The sequence below is a fragment of the Elstera cyanobacteriorum genome, from assembly GCF_002251735.1.
Lineage (GTDB): Bacteria > Pseudomonadota > Alphaproteobacteria > Elsterales > Elsteraceae > Elstera > Elstera cyanobacteriorum.
On sequence record NZ_NOXS01000033.1, the window covers coordinates 504,810 to 527,099 of the forward strand.

25 protein-coding genes are annotated in these 22,290 nt (G+C 63.9%); 15 read left to right on the forward strand and 10 right to left on the reverse strand.

Annotation, left to right across the window (positions count from 1 at the left end; genetic code table 11):
• Nucleotides 1-114: 114 nt before the first annotated feature.
• The 4 genes from CHR90_RS14660 (at nucleotide 115) to CHR90_RS14675 (ending at nucleotide 3,319) form a co-directional block, all read left to right on the forward strand.
• Nucleotides 115-1,734, forward strand: a complete 1,620-nt coding sequence (locus tag CHR90_RS14660; RefSeq protein ID WP_094409829.1) for a fumarate hydratase — start codon at nucleotides 115-117, stop codon at nucleotides 1,732-1,734.
• Nucleotides 1,735-1,796: 62 nt separating this feature from the next.
• On the forward strand, nucleotides 1,797-2,246 hold the full coding sequence (locus CHR90_RS14665; RefSeq protein WP_094409749.1) for a FecR family protein: 450 nt from the start codon (nucleotides 1,797-1,799) through the stop codon (nucleotides 2,244-2,246).
• Nucleotides 2,236-2,829, forward strand: a complete 594-nt coding sequence (locus tag CHR90_RS14670; RefSeq protein ID WP_094409750.1) for an OmpA family protein — start codon at nucleotides 2,236-2,238, stop codon at nucleotides 2,827-2,829. The genes CHR90_RS14665 and CHR90_RS14670 overlap by 11 nt, the downstream gene beginning before the upstream one ends.
• 28 nt (nucleotides 2,830-2,857) lie before the next feature.
• Entirely contained in the window at nucleotides 2,858-3,319 is a 462-nt protein-coding gene (locus CHR90_RS14675) for an AAC(3)-I family aminoglycoside N-acetyltransferase (protein WP_094409751.1), read from the forward strand.
• A 28-nt stretch (nucleotides 3,320-3,347) separates the two neighbouring features.
• Here the strand turns inward: CHR90_RS14675 and CHR90_RS14680 are convergent, their stop codons facing one another.
• On the reverse strand, nucleotides 3,348-4,883 hold the full coding sequence (locus tag CHR90_RS14680; RefSeq protein ID WP_094409752.1) for a cryptochrome/deoxyribodipyrimidine photo-lyase family protein: 1,536 nt from the start codon (nucleotides 4,881-4,883) through the stop codon (nucleotides 3,348-3,350).
• Between the two features lie 233 nt (nucleotides 4,884-5,116).
• On the opposite strand from CHR90_RS14680, the gene CHR90_RS14685 reads away from it, so the two are divergent.
• Nucleotides 5,117-5,815: a winged helix-turn-helix domain-containing protein gene (locus tag CHR90_RS14685; RefSeq protein WP_229671489.1), complete on the forward strand. Its 699-nt coding sequence runs from the start codon at nucleotides 5,117-5,119 to the stop codon at nucleotides 5,813-5,815.
• Here CHR90_RS14685 and CHR90_RS14690 read toward each other — a convergent pair.
• A complete protein-coding gene (locus tag CHR90_RS14690) occupies nucleotides 5,791-6,546 on the reverse strand; it encodes an NIPSNAP family protein (RefSeq protein ID WP_094409754.1) in 756 nt (251 codons plus the stop codon). The genes CHR90_RS14685 and CHR90_RS14690 overlap by 25 nt on opposite strands.
• A gap of 93 nt (nucleotides 6,547-6,639) precedes the next feature.
• Between CHR90_RS14690 and CHR90_RS14695 the strand changes: the two genes are divergently transcribed.
• The gene (locus CHR90_RS14695) at nucleotides 6,640-7,227 is read left to right on the forward strand and encodes a TetR/AcrR family transcriptional regulator (protein WP_094409755.1); all 588 of its coding nucleotides are present in this window, start codon (nucleotides 6,640-6,642) and stop codon (nucleotides 7,225-7,227) included.
• On the opposite strand, the gene CHR90_RS14700 is transcribed toward CHR90_RS14695, so the two are convergent.
• Nucleotides 7,224-7,883, reverse strand: coding sequence for an HAD family hydrolase (locus tag CHR90_RS14700; protein WP_212668693.1), 660 nt, complete (start codon nucleotides 7,881-7,883; stop codon nucleotides 7,224-7,226). The two genes, CHR90_RS14695 and CHR90_RS14700, sit on opposite strands and share 4 nt — an antisense overlap.
• Nucleotides 7,884-8,093: 210 nt before the next feature.
• Between CHR90_RS14700 and CHR90_RS14705 the strand changes: the two genes are divergently transcribed.
• From CHR90_RS14705 to deoA, 9 genes are all read left to right on the forward strand, one after another.
• Entirely contained in the window at nucleotides 8,094-9,095 is a 1,002-nt protein-coding gene (locus tag CHR90_RS14705; protein ID WP_094409757.1) for a BMP family lipoprotein, read from the forward strand.
• A gap of 100 nt (nucleotides 9,096-9,195) precedes the next feature.
• Nucleotides 9,196-10,764, forward strand: coding sequence for an ABC transporter ATP-binding protein (locus CHR90_RS14710; protein ID WP_094409758.1), 1,569 nt, complete (start codon nucleotides 9,196-9,198; stop codon nucleotides 10,762-10,764).
• The gene (locus tag CHR90_RS14715; protein WP_094409759.1) at nucleotides 10,761-11,861 is read left to right on the forward strand and encodes an ABC transporter permease; all 1,101 of its coding nucleotides are present in this window, start codon (nucleotides 10,761-10,763) and stop codon (nucleotides 11,859-11,861) included. Before CHR90_RS14710 ends, CHR90_RS14715 begins: the two co-directional genes overlap by 4 nt.
• 11 nt (nucleotides 11,862-11,872) lie before the next feature.
• Complete coding sequence (locus CHR90_RS14720) at nucleotides 11,873-12,835, forward strand: ABC transporter permease (RefSeq protein WP_094409760.1); 963 nt, start codon at nucleotides 11,873-11,875, stop codon at nucleotides 12,833-12,835.
• Nucleotides 12,832-13,242: a cytidine deaminase gene (gene cdd / locus CHR90_RS14725; protein ID WP_094409761.1), complete on the forward strand. Its 411-nt coding sequence runs from the start codon at nucleotides 12,832-12,834 to the stop codon at nucleotides 13,240-13,242. The genes CHR90_RS14720 and cdd overlap by 4 nt, the downstream gene beginning before the upstream one ends.
• Complete coding sequence (locus CHR90_RS14730; protein ID WP_094409762.1) at nucleotides 13,239-13,574, forward strand: DUF1491 family protein; 336 nt, start codon at nucleotides 13,239-13,241, stop codon at nucleotides 13,572-13,574. The genes cdd and CHR90_RS14730 overlap by 4 nt, the downstream gene beginning before the upstream one ends.
• On the forward strand, nucleotides 13,571-14,386 hold the full coding sequence (locus CHR90_RS14735; RefSeq protein WP_094409763.1) for a purine-nucleoside phosphorylase: 816 nt from the start codon (nucleotides 13,571-13,573) through the stop codon (nucleotides 14,384-14,386). The genes CHR90_RS14730 and CHR90_RS14735 overlap by 4 nt, the downstream gene beginning before the upstream one ends.
• On the forward strand, nucleotides 14,383-15,147 hold the full coding sequence (deoC, locus tag CHR90_RS14740) for a deoxyribose-phosphate aldolase (protein ID WP_094409764.1): 765 nt from the start codon (nucleotides 14,383-14,385) through the stop codon (nucleotides 15,145-15,147). The genes CHR90_RS14735 and deoC overlap by 4 nt, the downstream gene beginning before the upstream one ends.
• Nucleotides 15,148-15,159: 12 nt before the next feature.
• Nucleotides 15,160-16,482 carry a thymidine phosphorylase gene (gene deoA / locus CHR90_RS14745; protein WP_094409765.1) on the forward strand — a complete coding sequence of 441 codons (1,323 nt, stop codon included), beginning with the start codon at nucleotides 15,160-15,162 and terminating at the stop codon, nucleotides 16,480-16,482.
• Here deoA and CHR90_RS14750 read toward each other — a convergent pair.
• The 7 genes from CHR90_RS14750 to CHR90_RS14780 all read right to left on the reverse strand — a co-directional run bounded on the left by CHR90_RS14750 (nucleotide 16,479) and on the right by CHR90_RS14780 (nucleotide 22,290).
• Nucleotides 16,479-16,880, reverse strand: coding sequence for a GNAT family N-acetyltransferase (locus CHR90_RS14750; RefSeq protein ID WP_170941417.1), 402 nt, complete (start codon nucleotides 16,878-16,880; stop codon nucleotides 16,479-16,481). The genes deoA and CHR90_RS14750 overlap by 4 nt on opposite strands.
• Before the next feature lie 77 nt (nucleotides 16,881-16,957).
• Nucleotides 16,958-17,149, reverse strand: coding sequence for a hypothetical protein (locus CHR90_RS14755; RefSeq protein ID WP_094409767.1), 192 nt, complete (start codon nucleotides 17,147-17,149; stop codon nucleotides 16,958-16,960).
• Between the two features lie 97 nt (nucleotides 17,150-17,246).
• A complete protein-coding gene (locus CHR90_RS14760; protein WP_094409768.1) occupies nucleotides 17,247-18,026 on the reverse strand; it encodes an ABC transporter ATP-binding protein in 780 nt (259 codons plus the stop codon).
• A complete protein-coding gene (locus CHR90_RS14765) occupies nucleotides 18,023-18,970 on the reverse strand; it encodes an ABC transporter ATP-binding protein (RefSeq protein WP_094409769.1) in 948 nt (315 codons plus the stop codon). Before CHR90_RS14765 ends, CHR90_RS14760 begins: the two co-directional genes overlap by 4 nt.
• A complete protein-coding gene (locus tag CHR90_RS14770; RefSeq protein WP_229671488.1) occupies nucleotides 18,970-19,818 on the reverse strand; it encodes an ABC transporter permease in 849 nt (282 codons plus the stop codon). Before CHR90_RS14770 ends, CHR90_RS14765 begins: the two co-directional genes overlap by 1 nt.
• Entirely contained in the window at nucleotides 19,785-20,732 is a 948-nt protein-coding gene (locus CHR90_RS14775) for an ABC transporter permease (RefSeq protein WP_094409771.1), read from the reverse strand. The genes CHR90_RS14770 and CHR90_RS14775 overlap by 34 nt, the downstream gene beginning before the upstream one ends.
• A gap of 61 nt (nucleotides 20,733-20,793) precedes the next feature.
• Nucleotides 20,794-22,290 (reverse strand): ABC transporter substrate-binding protein, encoded by a 1,497-nt coding sequence (locus tag CHR90_RS14780; protein ID WP_094409772.1) that lies wholly within the window; start codon nucleotides 22,288-22,290, stop codon nucleotides 20,794-20,796.

Here is a 22,290-nt window from a genome sequence, read left to right on the forward strand (position 1 = left end):
GGGTGGGGTGATGCGACCCTGCGTCCCGGTTTACGCGCCGCAGCGCAGCGTCTAAAAGCTACCCGTTCCCGCTTGGGCGAGCCGCCGCCAGACACAGCAGAAGGACCGCGCGCGATGACCGCTTTCGACTTCCACCCGATGTTCCCGCATCTGAAGGACACGACGCCCTACCGGCTGCTGACCAAGGACGGCGTTTCCGTTCAGGACATCGGCGGGCGCAAGGTGCTGATGGTGGCGCGCGAAGCCATCGTGCGGCTGACGCAAGAAGCCTTTCACGATATGTCGCACCTGCTGCGTCCGGGGCATCTCGCGCAACTGAAGGCGATTTTGGACGATCCCGAAGCGTCGTCGAACGACCGGTTCGTCGCGCTCGATCTGCTGAAGAACGCCAATATCGCGGCGGGCGGCGTGCTGCCGATGTGCCAGGATACCGGCACCGCGATTGTGATGGGTAAGAAGGGCCAGAACGTCTTCACCGGCTTTGACGATGAAGCCGCCCTATCGGAAGGCGTGCGCAAGACCTATACGGAAACCAATCTGCGCTACAGCCAGACCGCGCCGCTGACCATGTATAACGAGGTCAATACCGGCGATAATCTGCCCGCGCAGATCGACCTCTACGCGACCGAGGGCGACGCCTATAAGTTCCTGTTCATGGCCAAGGGCGGCGGGTCGGCGAATAAGACCTTCCTGTATCAGCAGACCCGCGCCGTGCTGAACCCGGCGGCGCTGCTGAAATTCCTCGACGAGAAAATCCGCACCCTCGGCACCTCCGCCTGCCCGCCCTATCATCTCGCCATCGTCATCGGCGGCACCTCGGCAGAAGCCTGCTTGAAGACCGTGAAGCTCGCTTCCGCCCGCTATCTCGATGATCTGCCGACCGAGGGCAATAAGTTCGGCCAGGCCTTCCGCGACCGGGACTTGGAAGCGCAGGTGCTGGAACTGACGCGCAAGATGGGCATCGGCGCGCAGTTCGGCGGTAAATATTTCTGCCACGATGTGCGGGTGATCCGTCTGCCGCGTCATGGTGCCTCCTGCCCCATTGGCCTCGGCGTCTCCTGCTCGGCGGACCGGCAGATCCTCGGCAAGATCACGGCGGACGGGGTGTTCCTGGAAGCGTTGGAAACCGATCCCGCGCGCTATCTGCCGGAAGTGACCGAAGCCGATACCTCCGGCGACGTCGTGAAGATCGACCTCAACCAGCCGATGGCCGAGGTTCGCAAGATCCTGTCGCAGTACCCGATCAAGACGCGCTTGTCGCTGACCGGCACGATCGTTGTGGCGCGCGACATTGCGCACGCCAAGCTGAAGGAACGGCTGGATGCGGGCCAGGGCCTGCCGGAGTACATCAAGGAAAAGGTGATCTATTACGCCGGACCGGCCAAGACGCCGGAAGGCTATGCCTCCGGCTCCTTCGGTCCCACCACCGCCGGGCGCATGGATTCTTACGCCGATGTGCTGATGGCGGCGGGCGGCAGCTTGGTAACGCTGGCCAAGGGTAACCGCTCGAAAGCCGTGCGCGACGCCTGCCAGAAGTACGGCGGCTTCTACCTCGGCTCCATCGGCGGCCCGGCGGCGCGGCTGGCGCAGGACTGCATCAAAAAGGTCGAGGTGCTGGAATATCCCGAACTGGGCATGGAAGCGATTTGGCAGATCGACGTCGTCGATTTCCCGGCCTTTATCGTGACCGATGATAAGGGCAATGATTTCTTCTCCGGCCTGACCGGGGAGTAGGCCGACCTATCGCCCGTCCGCCAAGTTTGCTAAATTCCGGGCGTGATCACGCGGGGATAGCAATGCGGCGGACGGGTTTTCTGTTTTTGGGCGGTCTTGCCCTCCTTCTCGCCCCAGCGGGGTTTGCCCAGGAACCACCCGCCGGGCAGGTAAAAAGCCTGAGTGGCCCCGTGACGCTCACCCGCGCCGGGCAGACGGCGGCGCTAACGGCGGGGCAGCTTCTGCACGCGGGCGATGTGCTGGCCACCGGCGAGGGGGGCAGCCTCGGGGTTATTCTGCGCGACGATACGAGCCTGTCGCTCGGCCCGAAGGCGCGCTTGACCCTCGACCGCTTTGTGTTCGATCCGGCGGCGGAGCGGCTGGGGTTGGCGGCGAAGCTAACGCGTGGCACGTTAGCGGTGGTTGCCGGGCAAATCGCGCGGCTGGCGCCGGAGCGCACGGAATTTTCCACCCCCACCGCCAATATCGGCATTCGCGGCACGAAATTCGTGGTGAAGGTGGATGATGAATAAGCGCCTCGCCCTTGGGCTATTGCTGCTGCTCGGCGGTTGTGCCGGACAAACCACGGTGGCCCTGTTGCCGGAAGACGATGGCCGCGTTGGGAAGGTCGCCGTCGTCGCGGGCGGGGTGACCCAGCTTCTCGATGCACCGTTGCAGGCCACGGCGTTCGACACGAAGGACGGCACGCCCGCCGCCCCGGTGGTGCTGACCGAGGCCAAGGTGCAGGAAACCTGGGGCGCGGCCTTGGCGGCGCTGCCGCCCGTGCCGCTGCATTATATTCTCTATTTTGAGAGCGGTACGGCAGTGCTGACGGCGGAGTCGGTTGCTGTGCTGCCCCAAATTAGGGCGGCGGTCACCGGGCGGCCCTTCCCGCACCTCGAAATCGTCGGCCATGCCGACGCCACCGGGTCGGACGCGCTCAACCTCACCCTGTCCCGCGAGCGGGCGGAGGCGGTGGCCAAGGTACTCCGGGACGGGGGCCTGGCCCAGGCCAGCCTCAATATCGCCTCGCACGGCAAGCGCAATCCGTTAATCCCAACGCCGGACGGGGTGGCGGAGCCGCGCAACCGGCGCGTGACTGTGACGGTTCAGTAAATTTGCAAAGGCGTGATCGAGCCCTATTATGACATTGCCGTATCTAATCCGACACTTATCGGAAGATGATCTGATCAGTATGCGGGGCTTGCTCGCAGTCTACAGTGATGCGTTTGACGATGCGGAGACTTATTCTCGCGCTCCAGCCGATGACGATTATATCAGGCGGTTGTTGGCGTCGCCGGAGATTATCACGGTTGTTGCCGAGATTGATGGGGCGGTTGTCGGCGGCTTGACAGCCTATGTGCTCCGTAAGTTTGAGCAGGCGCGTAGCGAAATTTATCTCTATGACTTAGCTGTTGCACAGGCCCATCGTCGTCGCGGCATTGCAACGGCCCTGATCCAGGCGCTGAAACCCCTCGCGAGGCAGCACGGCGGTTGGGTGATTTTCGTGCAGGCCGACCGACACGATCCCCCTGCCATTGCCCTTTACGAAAAGTTGGGCGTTCGCGAAGACCCGCTACATTTTGACATTGGTCTCGAGGTTTAGATTCGGTTTCCCGTCCGGAGGGCGATGCTTAGGTCCCTTCAAACAGGTCACGTTGCGCGCCGCCGCTTGCTACTCTGGTCCTCGGACGTCGATCTTTCCGGCTACCGTGCTTTTCGACCACCGCCGCAGCGGTTGTGCGAAAGGCCTCGCCCCGGCGCAGGCGCCAGAGGGTATCGCGGGCAAAACGCGCCGCCGCTTCGTGATCGACGATGGGGCGCGGATAGCTGCCGTCAAGCCGAACCCCCGCCGCCCGCAGCAAGGGCGTTTCGGCCTTCCAAGGTTCGTGGAGGAGCGGGGTCGGCAGGGCCGCGAGCTCCGGCAGCCATTTGCGGATGAAAACCCCCTCCGGGTCGTGGTCCATCCCCTGTTTCACCGGATTATAGATGCGTAACGTATTGATGCCGGTCGTGCCCGATTGCATCTGCACCTGCGGGTAATGGATGCCCGGTTCGTAATCGATGAAGCAGCGCGCCAGATGCTGCGCGGGCGCGCGCCAATCCTGCCAAAGCTGATAGGCGGCGAAGGACGCCAACATCGCCCGCATGCGGAAGTTGATCCAGCCGGTCGCGACCAGGGCGCGCATGCAGGCATCGACAAAGGGAATACCGGTTTCCCCCGCCGCCCAAGCCGTCATGCGCGCGGGATCGTGCCCACGCACCCCTTCGAAGGCGGGATGCAGGCAGCGGACTTCGATATCCGGTTCATCTTCCAGCTTCTGAATGAAGTGACAGTGCCACGCGAGGCGGCTCAGGCAGGCCTTAAGGCCAAGCGTCATCGCCCGGCGTTCGGCGGCGGGTAGCGGACTATTGGCCCAATCAGCTTGGGCGCGCCGCAAGCGTTGCACGGCTTCCGGCATTGAGAGGGTGCCGAGCGCGAGGGCTGGGCTGAGGCGGGAGCAGGCTTGCGTCGCCGTCAGGGGGCTCGACAGGCCCTTGGCGTAGCGGGCGGCGCGGCGCTGCGCGAAACTTTCCAACAGTTTTAGGGCGGTTGCCCGGTCGCCCGGCTGTTCGCCGGTTCCATGAGCAGGACCAAGGGGGGTACCAAGCGTGTCCGGCAGCGGATCGGAGGTCAGCGACAGCCCATGTGGGAGGAGGACGGGGGGCAGCGGTAGCGCTTCGGCCATCCGCCGATCCCAGGCATCCGCCCATCCGGCGCGGGAGCGCAGACGGCGAACCACCCCGGTTTGCGGCAGCTCGTGCCACGCGATCCCTTCCGCCCGGCACCAGGAAAGCACGGCCCGGTCGCGGGCATAGGTCCAGAGTGTGCCGGTTTCCTCGTGGCTCCACAGGGTGAAGGGGCCAATCTGCTGGCGAAGCGCCGTCAGCACCGGCACAGCGTCCCCCTGGCGGATCAGCAGCCGAACCCCACTGGCGGCCAAGGTGGCATCGAGATCGTGCAAACACGGTTTCAGCACGCGCCAATGGCGGGCGGAGACGTCGGGCTGCTGCCACAATGCGGGTTCGAGGATGTAGAGCGGCACGATTGGGCCGCGCAAAGCCGCCTCTGCCAGCGCCCGATGCGCAACGGTCCGTAAGTCGCGCTTGAACCAAACGACCTGATACATGCCCGCTTTTCCTAAGACTTGGAAAATAAGCTAGGGCGCTTGGGCCGAGAGACAAGCTAGGGTTTGGGACAGTTTGTGATCAAATATAGGCAAAATTGAAGAGATTGGAAAGGGTTGTACGCACTCTGTGACGAGATGGTTTCAGAAAGGCTTGCCCTTCCGTCATACCTATGGTTATATTCACTCGACTCGATATTTTCTGCCTGAGAGCCGTAATGCAGGAGAAGAAGCCCATGACGACGATCCAAGGCCAAACCGCCGAAACCGCCCGTTCCGCCGCTTCCCGTGCCGACGGAGTGGCCCCCCGCGTTGCGATGATTTGTGATGTGCCGGATCAGGGGTTGGCCTGGGCCTCCGCCCTGACCGACGCCGGTTATGCCGTCGCGCCGCTGTTCTCGGGCGATAGCGATGCAGACGGGAAGGGCGGCGAGATCGCCCTGATGGTGATCGATAGTCAGTCGGTGTCGAGCTATGATCTCGCCGATTTGCAGGCGGCCAGCCCGGAAACGCCGATGCTGCTGGTTCCGCCCGCCAAGGCCGATGGCGAAACCCTGTCGCAGTCGTTGCGCGCGATGGGGGCCATGTCGGGCCGCCCGGCGGAGGCCGGGACGATCCGCCAGATCGGCGAGTTGACGCTGGACGGCACGGCCGCGCGCATCGAATGGCGCGGCCGCCGGGTTGATCTGACCCTATCGGAATTCCGCGTCGTGCAATTGCTGGTGGACCGTGCCGGGCAGGATGCCAGCTACCGCGATATTTATGATACGGTGAAGGGCGTTGGCTTCATCGCGGGGACGGGGACGGACGGGTACCGCGCCAATGTCCGCGCGATGGTCAAGCGCATCCGCCAGAAGTTTAAGGAGGCGGATAAGAGCTTTTCCGCCATCCATAATTACCCCGGTTTCGGCTACCGCTGGATTGCCGAGGCGTAAGATCCGAGGGCCGACCCCCGCGTGGGGCTAAGGCGCAATATTTCTAAAGGGCGCCACAGCCGCCGGTCGAGCGCCGGGAAAATCGTGTCTCGCCAGAGCGGGTCAGCCGTTCGGCGGGCGCGATGCGCGTCATAGGCGGCGCTGGTGGCAAATTCGGCAACCCAGACAAAGGTGCTTTCCCCTTCCCGTACGGGTAGGCGTGGAAAGCTATTTGGACTGCGCTCTGTCACAAGCGCGCCCAGCAGTCCTGCGCCGAGGGCGGCGAGACGGGGGGCGGCCTCTGCCCGGAATGCCGCCGCGAAATCGGTTTCTCCGCCGGGCGCCAGGGAGGCGACGGCGACTTCGATCACGGCCGGGCTATCGGCCGACCGTCGTGGCAGGCATGGCAGTCCCCCGCCGAGATAGGCCGGGCGCAGCAGCAGCACATTGTCGGAATTCACCATCGTCACATTGGCGGCTGGACCATGCTGCTGCCAGACTGGCCCCCCATAGAAATCGGCAAGTGCCTGTCGTCGTGCATCCATGGTTGGGAAGCCCCGGAACCACGTGAAACTCTCGGAATCATCAAGGTCGCGGAACTGGCCGATGACGCGCATGCCTGCTGCTTCTTGCGGGACAATGAATTCGGCATCGAAGAGATCGATCAACGTTTCGCGCTGTCCGGGGCGCAGGCGATAGCGCCGGAGTTCGATAATCTCTTCCGGGGGGGTGGGGGCGGCGGCTATGGTCATGCGGATCCTCCAAAGACAGGACGATTGTCCTGTATCTTTCAACAGGACAATCGTCCTGTTTGTCAAGGGCCTTTGCATTTGGGAGAAGTGCCGATGGGGACCGATGCCCCGCCCGTGCGTCGCCGCATTCTAGAGGCCGCGTTCGACGCCTTCCTGGCGCGCGGGGTCAGCGCCACCTCGATCCATGATCTCAAGCGCGATACCGGGATTTCCGGTGGGGCGCTGGCCCATCACTTTCCGGCGAAGCGCGATTTGATCTTGGCGGTTTTGGCCGAACCGGTCGCGGCGGCGCTGATGGAAACCTGGATTGCGCCACTGGAGCGCGCCGCCGACACCCGCACAGGCGTCGCGGCGATTTTCCAAGGGCTGATTGCGGATCTAAGCGCGCGTGGCCATGTCCTCGGCTGCCCGCTTCACACACTCGCCAGCGAGATCGCCGGGCAAGACACTCGCTATGCAGATAATGTCCGTAATCTCTACGAACGGTGGCGGCAGGTCTTGACGCGCAAGATCGAAGCCGATCAAGCGGCGGGGCGGTTGCCGCCCAGCCCGGCGGATGAGCTTGCCTTGTTCATCATCGCCACCTATTCGGGTGCGATGGGGCTGGCGCGCAGCGTTCAGCAGGTCGAACCGCTGGCGGTCTGCGCTGCGACACTCGACGGGCTACTGTCGCCGTCTTAACCGGCCTCCGCCAAGAGCGCGTCGAGTTGAACCCCCCGGTAATCTTGAAAAGCCCAGCGCGCACCGAGGTCGAGCAAAGCCTGCGGTGCAAGGCTGGTGGCAAGGCCTGCCGTCGCCACGCCTGCGGCCAAGGCCGCGCGCAGGCCGGTGGGGCTATCCTCAAAGGCGATGGCCTGGTGGGGGGCAAGGCCGAAGCGGCGTAGCGCCTCTTGATACGGATCGGGGTGCGGTTTGCCGCGCGCCACCACGTCGACCGTCACGATTTCCGAAAAATGCGACATCAGGCCGATGGCATCCAGCACATGGTCGGCATTGGCGCGCGGGGCATTGGTGACGAGGGCAATCTGAAGGCCGCGCACGTTGGCGCTCGCGATAAAGTCGGCAAGCCCCGGCAGTGGGTCTAGTGCCGGATGGGCCGCGCGGAAGGCGGCTTCCTTAGCCTCGCTCATGGCATCGGCCTCGGCATCACTGAGGCCGGGGAAAAGCTCTTGAAAAATCAGCCGATTGGTCCGCCCGGCGATTTTCTGCGCATAGAAATCGGCATCGACGGTAAACCCGTGCGGCGCCAGCACCTCGGCAAAAACATCGGCATGCAGATGGTCGGTCGCGGCGAGCGTGCCGTCCATATCGAATAAAAGCGCGCGGACCTCAGACACGGAACTTCCTCTTCGGCGCAGCAAACGGCACCCCTGCTTGGGTTTGGGGTTTCATCTCTAGCGTTCGTTGCGGGATTCCGCAAAGAATCCGCGTGCAACCCAGCCTGCACCTTGCCATAGTTGACCAATGGGCCAGTTCGCTGGTGCCACAAGAACCATGAAATGGGCATTCGTAGGGCTTCGAACGAGAGGGAATTGATCGTGACCCGTATGAAGATTGCGGCTTACGCGGCCGGGATGATTGTAAGCCTGATGAGCGCAACGGCGCTGGCCCAGGATACCACCCCCGCTATTGTGTTCGACATGGGCGGCAAGTTCGATAAGAGCTTCAATGAAGCCGCCTATAACGGCGCGGAACGCTTTAAGAAAGAAACTGGGACTGCCTACCGCGAATTCGAAATCACCAACGAAAATCAGCGCGAACAGGCGCTGACCAACCTCGCCCGGCGCGGCGTTGGTGTGATCGTCTCGGTCGGGTTTGCCCAGCAGGCGGCGGTGGAAAAGATCGCCCCGCAGTTCCCGAACGTGAAGTTCGTGATCATCGATTCGGTCGTGAATGCGCCGAACGCCCAGTCGATCATCTTCAAGGAAGAAGAAGGCTCGTTCCTGGTCGGTGCGCTCGCCGCGATGGCATCGAAGACCGGCAAGGTCGGCTTCGTTGGCGGGATGGATATTCCGCTGATCCGTGCTTTTGGCTGCGGCTATGCCCAGGGTGCGAAATATATTAACCCGAAAGCCGAATATATCGCCAATATGACCGGCACCACCCCGGCGGCTTGGCGCGATCCGGCCAAGGGCGCGGAACTCGCGATCTCGCAGTTCGACCGCGGCGTCGATGTCGTCTTCGCGGCGGCGGGCGGCACGGGTATCGGCGTGATGCAGGCGGCCAAGGATAAGGGCAAGCTGGCGGTTGGGGTCGATAGCAACCAGAACCATGTCCAACCGGGCACGGTGCTGACCTCAATGCTGAAGCGCGTTGATAACGCCGTTTATAATAGCTTCATGGACGTGAAGAAGGGCACCTGGAAAGCTGGGACCATCTCGCTCGGCCTGAAAGAAGAAGGCGTTGATTGGGCGCTCGACGACAATAACCGCAAGCTCGTGACCGCCGATATGGAAGCGAAGATCAAATCGATCCGCGCCGACATTATCAGCGGCAAGATTAAGGCGGTGGATTACCGCGCCAACAATAATTCCTGCCCGGTCAGCTAAGACCGCCAGGAATTTGGGATAGACCGAGCCGCGCCCGGGGGATGCTTTGCGTCGTCCGGGCGCTGTTTTTGTGTTTTGCCGTGGGAAGTTCTGACTGCCGATGACGTCTTCCGCTGCCCGTCCGCCGGCGCTCGATCTGGTCGCCATCAACAAGCGTTTCGGGGCCGTTCACGCCAATCGCGATGTTTCCTTCACCGTTGCCGCCGGATCGATCCACGGGATCGTCGGCGAGAATGGGGCGGGGAAATCGACCCTGATGAGCATCGTCTACGGCTTTTATCAGGCCGATTCGGGGCAGATTAAGGTGCATGGCGCCGAACAGGCGATCCGTACCAGCCAGGATGCCATCCGCCTTGGCATCGGCATGGTCCATCAGCATTTCATGCTGGTCGATACGCTGAGCGTGCTGGAAAATGTGATCCTGGGCATCGAAAAAGGCGTGCGCCTCGCCCCATCGCTGGCTGCAGCGCGGGCCGAGTTGGAGCGGCTGAATAGGGATTATGCGCTGGACGTGGACCCGGATGCCCTCGTCGGCAACCTGCCGGTCGGCTTGCAGCAGCGCGTTGAGATTCTGAAGGCGCTCTATCGCGGCGCCGAAATTCTGATTTTGGACGAGCCGACGGGCGTACTGACGCCGCAGGAGGCCGATCACCTGTTCCGCATTCTGCGTACGCTGAAAGCGGAAGGGAAAACCGTTCTGCTGATCACCCATAAGCTGCGTGAGATTATGGATGCCACCGATGCGGTAACGGTGATGCGCCAGGGCGCCGTCGTCGGCACGGTTAAAACCACCGAGACCGATAAGGCGCAGTTGGCCGAAATGATGGTGGGCCGCAAGGTCAACCTCGTGATCCCGAAAGCCGCGCGCGACCCCGGCCCAGTGGTGCTGGAAGGGCGCGGCATTCGTCTCGTTGACCGGCGCGGCGTAACGCTGCTGCACGATCTCGATTTCACCGTGCGCGCTGGGGAGATTGTCGGCGTCGCCGGGGTCTCCGGCAACGGGCAGTCGGAGTTACTGGACGTGTTGTCGGGCATTCGTGCGCCGACAGCAGGCGAAATTCTCTATCACGGTAAACCGCTGCCGCCGCTCAATGGTACCGAAGCCGCGCGCCGCCGCGCCCTCGGCATTGCCCATGTGCCCGAAGACCGGATGACGATGGGGCTGGTGAAACCCTTCCCCGCTTACGAAAGCGCCATTCTGGGCTATCATCACGACCGCGATTTACAGGGGACGTCGGGTATTCGCCGCCTGCTGTTCGACCGTACCGCGTTGATCGCCCGTACCGAAGCCTTCATGGCGGAATTCGACGTGCGCCCGCCCGATCCGCTGCTGCGCACGTCGCTATTTTCGGGCGGCAATCAGCAAAAAATCGTGCTGGCGCGCGAAATCCACCGCGATCCCGATCTGCTGCTGATCGGCCAGCCGACGCGCGGGGTGGATATTGGCGCTATCGAATTTATCCACCGCCGCATCGTGGACCTGCGCGATGCCGGGAAGGCGGTGCTGTTGGTTTCGGTGGAGCTTGATGAAATCTTATCCCTGGCGGACCGCATCATCGTGATGGCAGCCGGTAAAATCACCGGCATCCTGCCGCGTGCCGAAGCCGACGAGCGCCGCCTTGGCCTGATGATGGCCGGGGAAACGGGCCGGGCGGGAGATGCCGCATGAGCGCCGCCCGTCAGTCTGGTTTGCCGCGTTGGGTCGATCTCGGTTTGCTGCCCGCCCTCAATCTGGCGGCAGCCCTGATCGTGTCCGGGTTGGTCATCGCCCTTATTGGCGAGAACCCGTTCGAGGCGCTGCTGATTCTCGTCAATGGCGCCGTGGGCTATCCCGAAGCCATCGGCTATACGCTGCATTACGCGACGAACTTCATTTTCACCGGGCTTGCGGTGGCAGTGGCCTTTCATGCCGGGCTGTTCAATATCGGTGGCGAGGGGCAGGCCTATGTGGCGGGCCTCGGCGTCGCCCTGGTCTGTCTCGCGCTGCCCGGCTGGCCTTGGTGGGCGGTGCTGCCCATCGCCATGATCGCCGCCATTGTCTGCGGTGCGGCCTGGGCCTTTATCCCCGGTTACCTTCAGGCGGCGCGCGGCAGCCATGTGGTCGTCACCACGATTATGTTCAACTTCCTCGCCACGGCCTTCATGACGTGGATGCTGGTGGACGTAATCCGCGCGGCGGGCCAGCAAGCGCCGCAGTCGGCAGCCTTTCCGCCCTCCACCCATCTGCCGACCGTGCAGGAAATGGGGGCTATCCTCGGGATCAGCCTGCCGCAAATGCCGCTGAACCTGGGGTTCTTCCTCGCCATCCTCACGGCGGTGCTGGTCTATCTCTACATCTGGCACACGCGCTGGGGGTACGAGCTGCGGACGGTCGGCACCAACGAGACGGCGGCGGTCTATGCCGGGATGCCGGTGCCGCGCCTAATTGTTATCGCGATGGTGATTTCCGGCGCGCTCGCAGGTCTCGCCGCGATTAATGAAGTCATGGGCGTCCAGCACCGGCTGGTCATGAACTGGACCGGCGGTGTCGGTTATGTCGGCATTGCGGTGGCGCTGATGGGGCGCAATCATCCCATTGGGATTGCGCTGTCGGCGCTGCTGTTCGGCGCGCTGTATCAGGGCGGGTCGGACCTTGCCTTTGAAATTCCGGCGATCACCCGCGAGATGATCATCGTCATTCAAGGCTTGGTGATCCTGTTCTGCGGGGCGCTGGAGAATCTGTTCCGCGCGCCGCTGGAAGCGTTTTTCCGGCCGAAGAGCGGGTAGGGGAAGCCGCGATGGATATGATCATTTCCATGCTCGATGCCACCTTCCGCGTGGCGACCCCGCTGGTGCTGGCGGGCTTGGCGGGCCTATTTTCCGAACGCTCCGGCGTCGTCGATATTGGGCTTGAAGGCAAGATGCTGGCGGCGGCCTTTGCGGGCGGCACGGTGGCGTTTCTGCTGGCGAACCCCTGGGCGGGGCTGCTGGCGGGCATGCTGACGGCGCTGTTCCTGTCGATGGTCCATGCCTTTGCCTGTGTCACCCACAATGGCAATCAGATGGTCTCCGGCATGGCGATCAATATTGTTGCCGCCGGGATCACGCCGACCCTGGCCTCCGCTTGGTTCCACGAGGGCGGACGCACGCCGGTCTTGCCGACCGAAGGGCGCTTTCGTCCGATCGACCTGCCCTTGGCCGAAACCCTGCGCGATGTGCCGCTGGTCGGGAAACTCTACGCCGAGGTGATTTCCGGCCATACGGCGCCGGTCTATCTGGCCGCGCTGATCGTGCCGCTGGTCGCCTATCTTCTCTATCAAACCCGCTTTGGTCTGCGGCTGCGGGCGGTGGGGGAAAATCCCCATGCTGTCGATACCGCTGGGATCAGCGTAGCCCGCACCCGCTATCTGGCGCTTGCTTGTAACGGGCTGCTCTGTGGCATGGCGGGGGCCTATCTGTCGGTCGCGCAGTCGAGCGGCTTTTTGCAGGATATGACGGCGGGCAAGGGCTATCTGGCGCTGGCCGCGCTGATCTTCGGTAAGTGGAAGCCGTGGCCGACGCTGCTGGCCTGCCTGCTCTTTGCCTTTACCGATGCGTTGCAGGTGCGTCTCCAGGGGGTTCCGCTGCCGGTGGTTGGCGAAGTATCGGTGCAGTTCATCCAGGCCGTTCCCTATATCCTTACCGTCCTGCTGTTGGCTGGGTTCGTCGGGAAAGCCGTCGCGCCGAAAGCCATCGGCCTGCCCTACGTGAAATCCCGATGAGCAACATTGATTTCGACGCCCTGGTCGCGGCGGCCAAAGCCATCCGCGACCGCGCCTATGCGCCCTATTCCAACTATCACGTCGGCGCGGCGCTGCTAACGCCGAGCGGGCAGGTCTTCGTCGGCGCGAATGTCGAAAACGCCGCCTATCCGCAAGGGGCCTGTGCCGAAACCTGTGCGATTGGTACGATGATCGCGGGCGGCGAACGGCGGCTGACGGCGGTGGCGGTCATCGGCTCCGGCCCCGACCTCTGCACCCCTTGCGGCGGCTGCCGCCAGCGGCTGTTCGAGTTCGGTGATGCCTCGGTCCCGGTCGCCATTGCGGCGGCGGATGGGCGCTACGAGGTGGTGACCATCGGCGATCTGCTGCCGCGCGCCTTCGGGCCGAACCATTTGCCCGACGCATGAGCGGGCGGCTCGCCACCGATTTCTGGCTGAAGGCGCATATCAAGCGCTGGAATGATCGCGGCATCCCGATGCTGGTCCGCTACAAGGGCGAACCGCAGGCCGGGGCGGTGATGGTTGTGATCAACCAAGGGCCGGAGGGCTGCACGATCCTCAGCCAAACCCGCACGCTGGACGGGGAGCCTGCGTGGCTGCGCGTCAGCGGCGAGGCCCCCATTGCCGAAGCCGACGCTGAAGAAACCATTGCCCGTGCCCGCCGCCGCGACCCCGACCTCTGGGTCGTGGAGATCGAGGACCGCCAGGGCCGCCATCCGTTCGAGGAGCCTGTGCTATGAGCCACACCGCCGCTGTCGATGTTATCCGCACCAAGGCCCCCGGGTTTGCGCCGCGGGTCGCGATTATTCTCGGCTCGGGCCTCGGGGGCTTGGCCGACCAGATTAAGGGGGCGGTCAGCCTTCCCTATGGCGATCTGCCGGGCTTCCCGAAATCCACCGTTGTCGGGCATGCGGGAACCTTGGTGCTGGGTACTCTCGGTGGGGTCGCGGTCGCCTGCTTCAAGGGCCGCAAGCATGTGTACGAGGGCGAAGGTTTGGCGGGCATGGCGGTGCCGCTGCGGGCGATGAAGGCCCTGGGGGCTGAGCTTTTGATCGTGACCAATGCCGCTGGCTCCCTACGGCGCGACCTTGAACCCGGCAAGCTGATGCTGATCGACGATCACATCAACCTGATGAACGGCAATCCGCTGATCGGCCCGAACGATGAAACCGTCGGCCCGCGTTTTCCGCCGATGGCCAACGCCTATGACGCCACTATCCGGGCAGGCTTTCGCAAGGTGGCGGAAAACCTGGGGATTCCACTTCAGGAAGGCGTCTATATCGCCGTGACCGGCCCGAGTTTCGAAACCCCGGCGGAGATTCGCGCCTTTCAGCGCTTGGGCGCCGATGCGGTGGGGATGAGCACGGTTCCCGAGGTTATTCTTGCGCGCCATTGCGGATTGCGCGTGGCTGGAGTATCAGCCATCACCAACCTTGGCGAAGGGCTGAGCGATACGGCGCTAAGCCACGAGCATACGCTGGCCTTGGCGGGACAGGCGGGGCAGGATTTGACCCGGCTGGTCATCGGTTTTCTGGAGGATTTCGGAGCATGAGCCTGACGGATACCGCCAAGCGCGCAGTGGGCCTGCTAGACCTCACCTCGCTGAATGCGACGGATACCGAGGAGACGATCCAAGCCCTCTGTACCAAGGCCGTGACCCCGGCGGGGCCGGTGGCGGCAATCTGTATCTATGGGCCGTTTGTGGCGCTGGCCAATGGGCTGCTCGATCAGCGCATCGGCCTTGCGACGGTGGTGAATTTCCCAGAAGGCACCCAGGACCGCAAGACCATCGAGACCGACATCATCGCTGCCCTGCACGCCGGCGCGGACGAGATCGACCTGGTGTTCCCCTGGCAGGCTTTCCTATCCGGCAAGCGCACCCTGGCGCGCGACATCGTGGCGGCGGCGCGCGCCGTTTGCCCGACCGGGGTGATCCTCAAGGTCATTCTCGAAACCGGCTCGCTCGCCAGCCCAACGGCGATCCGCGAAGCCTCGGAAGCGGCGATCCTATCGGGGGCCGATTTCCTCAAAACCTCCACCGGCAAGACTGCCGTGGGCGCGACCTTAGAGGCCGCGCGCATCATGCTGTCGGTCATTCACGATATGGACCCGGAAGTTGGCTTCAAGGCGTCGGGCGGGGTGCGCACGGTCGAAGATGCCGCCGCCTATCTGGCCGTGGCCGACGAGATCATGGGGCCGGATTGGGCCACGCCGGAAACCTTCCGGTTCGGGGCCTCCTCCCTCTTGGATGACCTTCTGAAAACCCTCGGCCACGGCTCGACCTCGGCGGAACCCTCGCGCGCTTCCTATTAAATAGGCGATACCATGACCTTCCTTCCCCAAGAGCTGATCCGCAAGAAGCGCGACGGTGGCACCCTGACGCGCGCGGAAATCGCCTTTATCGTCCAAGGCATCACCAGCGGCGCGATGGCGGACGAGCAGGTGGGCGCTTTTGCCATGGCCGTCTTCTTCCAAGGCATGAGCATGGACGAGCGCATCGCTCTGACCTGCGGTATGCGCGATTCGGGAACGGTGCTGGATTGGAAGCCCCAGGCCCTCGGCAAGCCGGTGGTCGATAAGCATTCGACCGGCGGGGTGGGGGATAAAGTGTCCTTGATGCTGGCACCCATCGTTGCCGCCTGCGGGGCGGCGGTGCCGATGATCTCCGGGCGGGGCCTCGGGCATACGGGGGGCACGCTCGATAAGCTCGAAGCGATCCCCGGCTATAACGCCGTTCCCTCGCCGGAGCTTTTCGCCAAGGTGACGAAAGAGGTTGGCTGCGCCATCATCGGGCAGACCAGCGCGATGGCCCCGGCGGATAAGCGGCTCTATGGCATCCGCGACGTGACGGCGACGGTCGAATCGATCCCACTGATTACTGCGTCGATCCTGTCGAAGAAGCTGGCGGCTGGGTTGGATGCGCTGGTGATGGACGTGAAGTTTGGCTCTGGCTCCTTCATGGGGCCGCTGGAAAAATCGCGCGAGTTGGCCGAGAGCATCGTCACCGTGGCAAACGGCGCGGGCTGCCCAACGCGGGCGCTGTTGACCGATATGAACGAGGTGCTCGGCACGACAGCCGGGAATGCCGTCGAAGTCGTGGAAGCGCTCGATTACCTGACCGGCAAGCAGCGGGAAGCGCGGCTGCACGCTGTTACGATTGCTTTGGCCGCCGATATGCTGCTGGCGAGCCAGTTGGCGGGCGATCTGGCCGAGGCCGAAGCGAAGGCGGAGGCGGCACTGACCTCTGGCGCCGCTGCGGAGATTTTCGCTCGTATGGTCGTGGCGCTCGGTGGCCCGGTGGATTTGCTGGAAAAGCAGGCCCAGTATCTGCCGCTTCCCGCGCTGACGGTCGATATTCCCGCCCCGCGTGCTGGCGTGGTGACGGCAATCGACACGCGGGAAATCGGTCTGGCGGTGGTTGCCATCGGCGGCGGGCGCACGCGCTCGGCCGATCCAGTCGATCCTCTAGTGGGATTGACGGACATTGTGGGGTTGGGGGCGGCGGTCGGCCCAGGGCAACCGCTGGCCAAACTGCATGTGCGCGATGAAGCCCAGGCGGCGCGGGCAACGGCGATGGTGCAGGCGGCAATGGTGATCGGGGAAGCGGCGCCGGTGCGTGGGCCGATCATTGCCGAGCGTCTCGGTTAAATCGGCGCTTCAAACGTCAGATAGGGGCCGTGGGCGCTTTCGCCGCTGCCGATGACCGACCAGCCGCGCGCCGCATAAAAGGCCTGCGCGGCGCGGTTGAAGGTTAAGCACTTCAGGGTCACGCGCCCCGGCGTGGTGTGGATCACATGATCCAAGAGGGACGAGCCGATGCCGCTACCTTGGGCGTCCTCGGCTATATAGAGCGAATGCAGAAACGCGCTCTCGAGATAGACCGAGGCAAAACCGATAATCCGGCGGTCATGAACCGCAACCCAGACGCATTCCCCCTGGGTATCGCGAAAAAAATCTTCGCGCTGGAAAAGGCTGGCGGGTAGCCAAGCGAAAGTGCTGCGCCGCACGGCGAGGTAGAGATCGGCCAGCGCCGGAAAATCGCTCAACTCCGCCCGACGGATCAGGAGATCCCCCCTGGGGCGCCGGGCCGAGGGAACCGTTTCAGCCGGGCGGGCGGGCACTCTTAAGCCACAAAATTGCGGGCGAATTCATCCGCGATTTGTTTTGACGCAAAGCTAAATTCAAGTGTCGTCGAGGCGGGCGATACATCCACCCGGCTCACATACTGAACGTTGCGGATTTCCAGCCATTCACCCAAGGTCGTTTCGTCCGCAGCGGTTTCGGGAATACGCACCAGGAAAGGATAATCCGTCATGCCTGCCTCCAAGTCGATCAGCTCAGGGGCGGTTTGGCCCGCCTCTCATCCGTTTTCTTGTGCCGATGCTCCCACAGATCAATTACCGAACGGTAAATCAAACGCTCGGGATTTTAGACGAACTCGGTAGAAATAATTCGGCGTCCAGCAATCTTTGCGTCAGCGGATGCGTTGGCGTGGTCAAAAGTGCTGCAACAGGACCAGTTTCGACGAAGCGCCCCGCTGCCATCACCATAACGCGCGATGCGATGGCACGCACAGCACTCAGATTATGGGAAACAAACAAAATGCTTAGCCCATGCCGGGCGCGTAACTCGGTTAAAAGGATCAAGATTTGCGCTTGAATGGACAGGTCGAGCGCGGAGGTCGGCTCGTCGGCGATCAGCAGGCGCGGGGCGGGCATCAAGGCCCGCGCCAGGGCCAGCCGCTGCCGCTGCCCACCGGAAAACTGATGCGGGTAACGGTCCACCGCCTCGGTCGATAGGCCGACACTGCGTAAGGTTTCTTGCATACGGGTTATGCGTTCTTCGCGGGACAGGTTGCTGCGATGCAAAGGCTCCAGCAAGCTCCAGCCGATGCGGCGGCGCGGGTTGAACGAGCCGAAGGGGTCTTGAAACACCATCTGCACCGGCACGCGGTCGGCGGGCGCGGGCGACCACCGCAGGGTGCCGCCGTCGAGCGGCTCCAGCCCGGCGATTTGGCGTGCCAGGGTCGATTTCCCGCAGCCGCTTTCCCCGACGATGGCCAGGCACTCGCCTTCGGCAATCGTGAAAGAAACACCGTCGACGGCGGTAAACCGGGGGGCGGGGCCGAACCAGCGCTGGCGCGGTAGCGGGTAATGGCGGGTGACCCCCTCGACGGTTAGCAGCGCGCTCATGCCGCCCCCCGCCAGCAGGCAAGATGACGCGCCCCCCACGCGGTGAGCGGCGGCGGTTGGGTGCAGGCACTATCGGCCAGGGGGCAGCGCGGGGCGAAGCGGCAACCGGGGCCACGCTCGTTCGGGGCGGGGAGCGTGCCGGGAATAGGGATCGGGATTTGCCCCACGCTCGGCATGGCGGCGCGCAGACCGCGCAGGTAGGGATGCTGCGGCATGCTCAGCAAATCTCCTGTCGGCCCGCACTCCACCGTCCGCCCAGCATAGAGGACGTGCAGGTGCTGCGTCAGATGGGCGACAACGCCGAGATCGTGGCTGACCAGCAGCAGGGCAAGGCCGCGCGCCTCGGTCAGGTCGCGGAGCACTCCAAGAATTTGCCGCTGCACGGTAACATCGAGGGCGGTGGTCGGCTCGTCAGCGATTAAAAGGCTCGGCTCGCCCGCCAGCGCAATCGCGAGACCAACGCGCTGGCGCTGCCCGCCCGAGAGTTCGTGGGGAAAAGCGTCGATCCGCCGGGCGGCGTCGGGCAAATGCACCTGCTCTAGAAGGTCCAGCACGGCGGCGCGCAGGGCTTTGCCCCGCAGGCCCTGGTGCAGGGCGATGGCCTCACCGATCTGATCGCTAACCGTTAGCATCGGGTGCAGGGCCGTCATCGGTTCTTGGAAGACCATGCCGATGCGCTTGCCGCGATAGGCGCGGCGGGCGTGGGGCGGCAGCGGCAGCAGGTCGGTGCCCTCAAAGCGAATAGCGCCCCGCGCCTGGGCGCCTTCCGGCAGCAGGCCGAGCAGCGCGAGGGCCAGCAGAGTTTTGCCGGAGCCGCTTTCGCCGACGAGGCCGAGCCTTTGCCCGGCCTTGAGGGTCAGACTGACATCCTCCAACACGGGCACCGGCGCGCCCTTAGGGCCGAGCGGCAAGGTGAGGGTAAGGCGCTCGACCGCTAGCAGCATCAGCGCCGTCCCTTCGGGTCAAGCCGGTCGCGCAACCCATCGCCTAGCAGATTGAAGCCGAGGACGGAGAGGGCAATGGCGCCGCCCGGCAATAGGGCGAGGTGCGGTGCGCGGGCAAGGTAGGTCTGCGCATCGGCGAGCATGCGGCCCCAACTGGGGGTCGGCGGGGTAATGCCGACTCCGAGGAACGACAGTCCCGCCTCCGTCAAGATTGCCAGGGCGATTTGAATGGTGGCCTGAACGATCAACCCGCCCGCCAGCATCGGCAGTAGATGATCCCAGGCAAGGCGCAGGCCGGATTTACCGGAGAGACGGGCGGCGCGGATGTAATCCTGGGTCAATATCCCCAGCGCGGCGGCGCGGGTGACTCGCGCAAAGACCGGCACGTTGAACAGGCTGATGGCGAGAATGGCGGTTCCTGCCCCGCCGCCGAGCAAGGCGGCAAGAACGATTGCGGACAGGATGGCCGGAAAGGCGAACAGCAGATCGGTCAGCCGCAGCACCAAAAGCTCGATCCATCCGCGTTTTAGCGCAGCGAGCAGCCCGAGGGCGGCGCCGAGCACTAGGCCAATGGCGACGGCAGTGACGGCGACCGAGAGGGAGTTCCAGGCGCCGACCATCAGTTGCGCGGCAAGGTCGCGGCCCATCGCGTCGGTCCCCAGGCCGCCCGCCCCGCCGAAGGGGGCTTGCAGCCGCTGTGGGATGCGCAGGCGCAACGGGTCGGCGGGCAACCAAAAGCGGGAGAGTAGGGCGACCAGCAGAACCGCCCCGGTTATGCTTCCGCCGATCCCCAGAGATATTTCGGCGCGGCGCATCATCCGGCCCGGCGCAAACGCGGATCGAGCCATAGATAGGCGAGATCGACCAGCAGATTGACGGTAATCACCACGGCGGCCAGCAGCATCGCCACATCCTTCACCACGATCAGATCACGCTGGTTCATGGCTTGATAGAGCAGCCGCCCGAGGCCGGGCAGGGCGAAAATATTCTCCACCAGAATCGCCCCGGCGACGAGGAAGGAGAATTGCAACCCCAGGATCGTTACGATGGGCACCAGGGCAGCGCGCAGGGCGTGGCGCACCAGTACCCGCTGGTCGGACAGGCCCTTCGCCCGGGCGGTGCGGATATAGTCTTCGCTCAAAACCTCCAGCACCGCCGCGCGAGCCACCCGGGTCAAAATCGCCGCCTGGGGCAGGGCGAGCGCCAGCGCGGGCAGCAGCAGCGCGTGCAGCCCCGGCAGCAGCCCCTGTCCCCAGCCGGGAAAACTACCCACGGGGAACAGCGGCCAGGTTAGGGCGAAGCCGAGGATCAGTAGAAGACCAATCCAAAAATTCGGTACCGCCACCCCCAGTTGCGCAAAAATCATCACCCCGGTATCGGCGGCCCGCCCGTGTTTGGCGGCGGCCAGGGTGCCGAGCGGCAGGGCGATCAGCGTGGAGAGGGCAATCGCCAGCAGCGCCAGGGGCAAGGTCAGGCTCAGTCGGTCGGCGATCAACTCCGCTACCGGCACGCGATAGGTATAGCTGAGGCCAAAATCACCGTGCAGCATGCCCCAGATCCAGCCGAGGTAGCGCGCGGCGGCAGGACCGTCGAGGCCCAATTCGCGGCGCACGGCAGCCAGCGTATCGGGCTGCGCCTCCAGCCCCAGCATCACCGCCGCCGGGTCGCCGGGCAGCACTTCGAGCAGCGTGAACAGCACCAGCGATCCCAAAATCAGGGTCGCAAGCGCCGTGCCGAGGCGGGAGAGGAGCGGGCGGAGCATCGGGGCCAATACGGTTAGCGGCAAAACGGGGCGGCGCCGGGCTGGGCCGCCCCGATGGCGCCTAGTGCCAGCTTACCTCCACGACATCGTTTGCCGGAATGGGCTGATTGTCCCATAGGCCTTTTAGCTTGGCGTTCCAAACGCCGAGTTTCGGCAGCAAGAAGAGAAAGAGCGCCGGGGCGTCTTCGGCAAGCTGCTTCTGCGCTTTACCCAACAGGGCGAGGCGCTGGGGCGTATCGGCGGTGGCGTTAACCTCGGCCATGATCGCCTTCATTGCGGCGTTCTGATAGTTGAAGTAATAGGCGTCGCGCGCATAAATCCCGATATCCAGCGGCTCGGTATGGGCGACGATGGTCATATCATAGTCGGTGCGCTTGAAGACTTGATCGAGCCATTGGCCGGGGAACTCAATCGGCTCCAGCGTCAGCGTCACGCCAATATCCTGGAACATCGCCGCCATAACTTCGGCACTACGGCGGGCGTAGGTCATTTGCGGGACGCGCAGGGTTAGGCTGAAGCCGTTCGGATACCCTGCAGTCGCCAGCGCCGCCTTAGCCGCTTTCGGATCATAGGGCAGCACGCTGGTTAGATCGATGTAGCCGGGCTGGCCGGGGGAAAAATGGCTGCCGATGGGCTGGCCAATGCCGTTATAGGCGGCGTCGACCAATGCCTTGCGGTCGACGGCCTGGGTTAAGGCTCGGCGCACGCGCGCATCATCGAGCGGTTTGCGAGCATTGTTGAACCCGGCGACGATTTCGCCTTCCGTGCTGCCCGCCACGGTCTTAAAGCGCGGGTCTTTCTGGAAGTCTTCGAACAGTTCCGGCGCGCCGAGGTTTGGCATCGCGTCCACTTCCCCGGCTTTCAGCGCAGCGGCTTGGGCTTGCGCGTCGCCGATGAAGCGGAAGATCACCTTGTCGAGTTTCACTTGAGCGGCGGCCCGGTAGGCCGGGTTCTTTTCCAGCACCACCCGGTCGCCGCGCGTCCAGGCCGCGAACTTGAAGGCGCCGGTACCGATGGGATTTGTCTTATTGGTTGCCGCGCTTTTCTCGCTAAAAATCACTGCGTCGCCCCAGCCCAGGTTCCATAGAAACAGGCCGGTCGGACGCTTTAGCGTGATCACTACGGTCTGTGCGTCGGGGGTTGCGACCTCGGCAATCGGTTCGAACAATTGCTTTTGGGCATTGGTCGAATCGGGCGCGCGGGCGCGGTCGAGGCTGAATTTCACGTCGGCGCTGGTCAGCGGGCTGCCGTCATGGAAGGTAACATCGCTTTCGAGCGTGAACCGATAGGTCAGCCCATCGTCCGACAGCGTCCAGCTTTTCGCCAGGGCGGGCTGCACGGCACCGCTACGGTCGATGCGTGTGAGACCTTCGTAAATATTGCGATAGGTGACTTCGCGGATCGCGGCGGCTGCCCCTGTCGTTGGATCGAGGTTCGGCGGTTCGATGGGCATCGCCAGCGTTAGCGTACCAGGACCGGCCGCTTGGCCGAATGCGAGCGTGCTGGCAATCACCCCGGCCAAGGCAAGCGCGGGGACCAGATGAAAACTCCGAGGCAT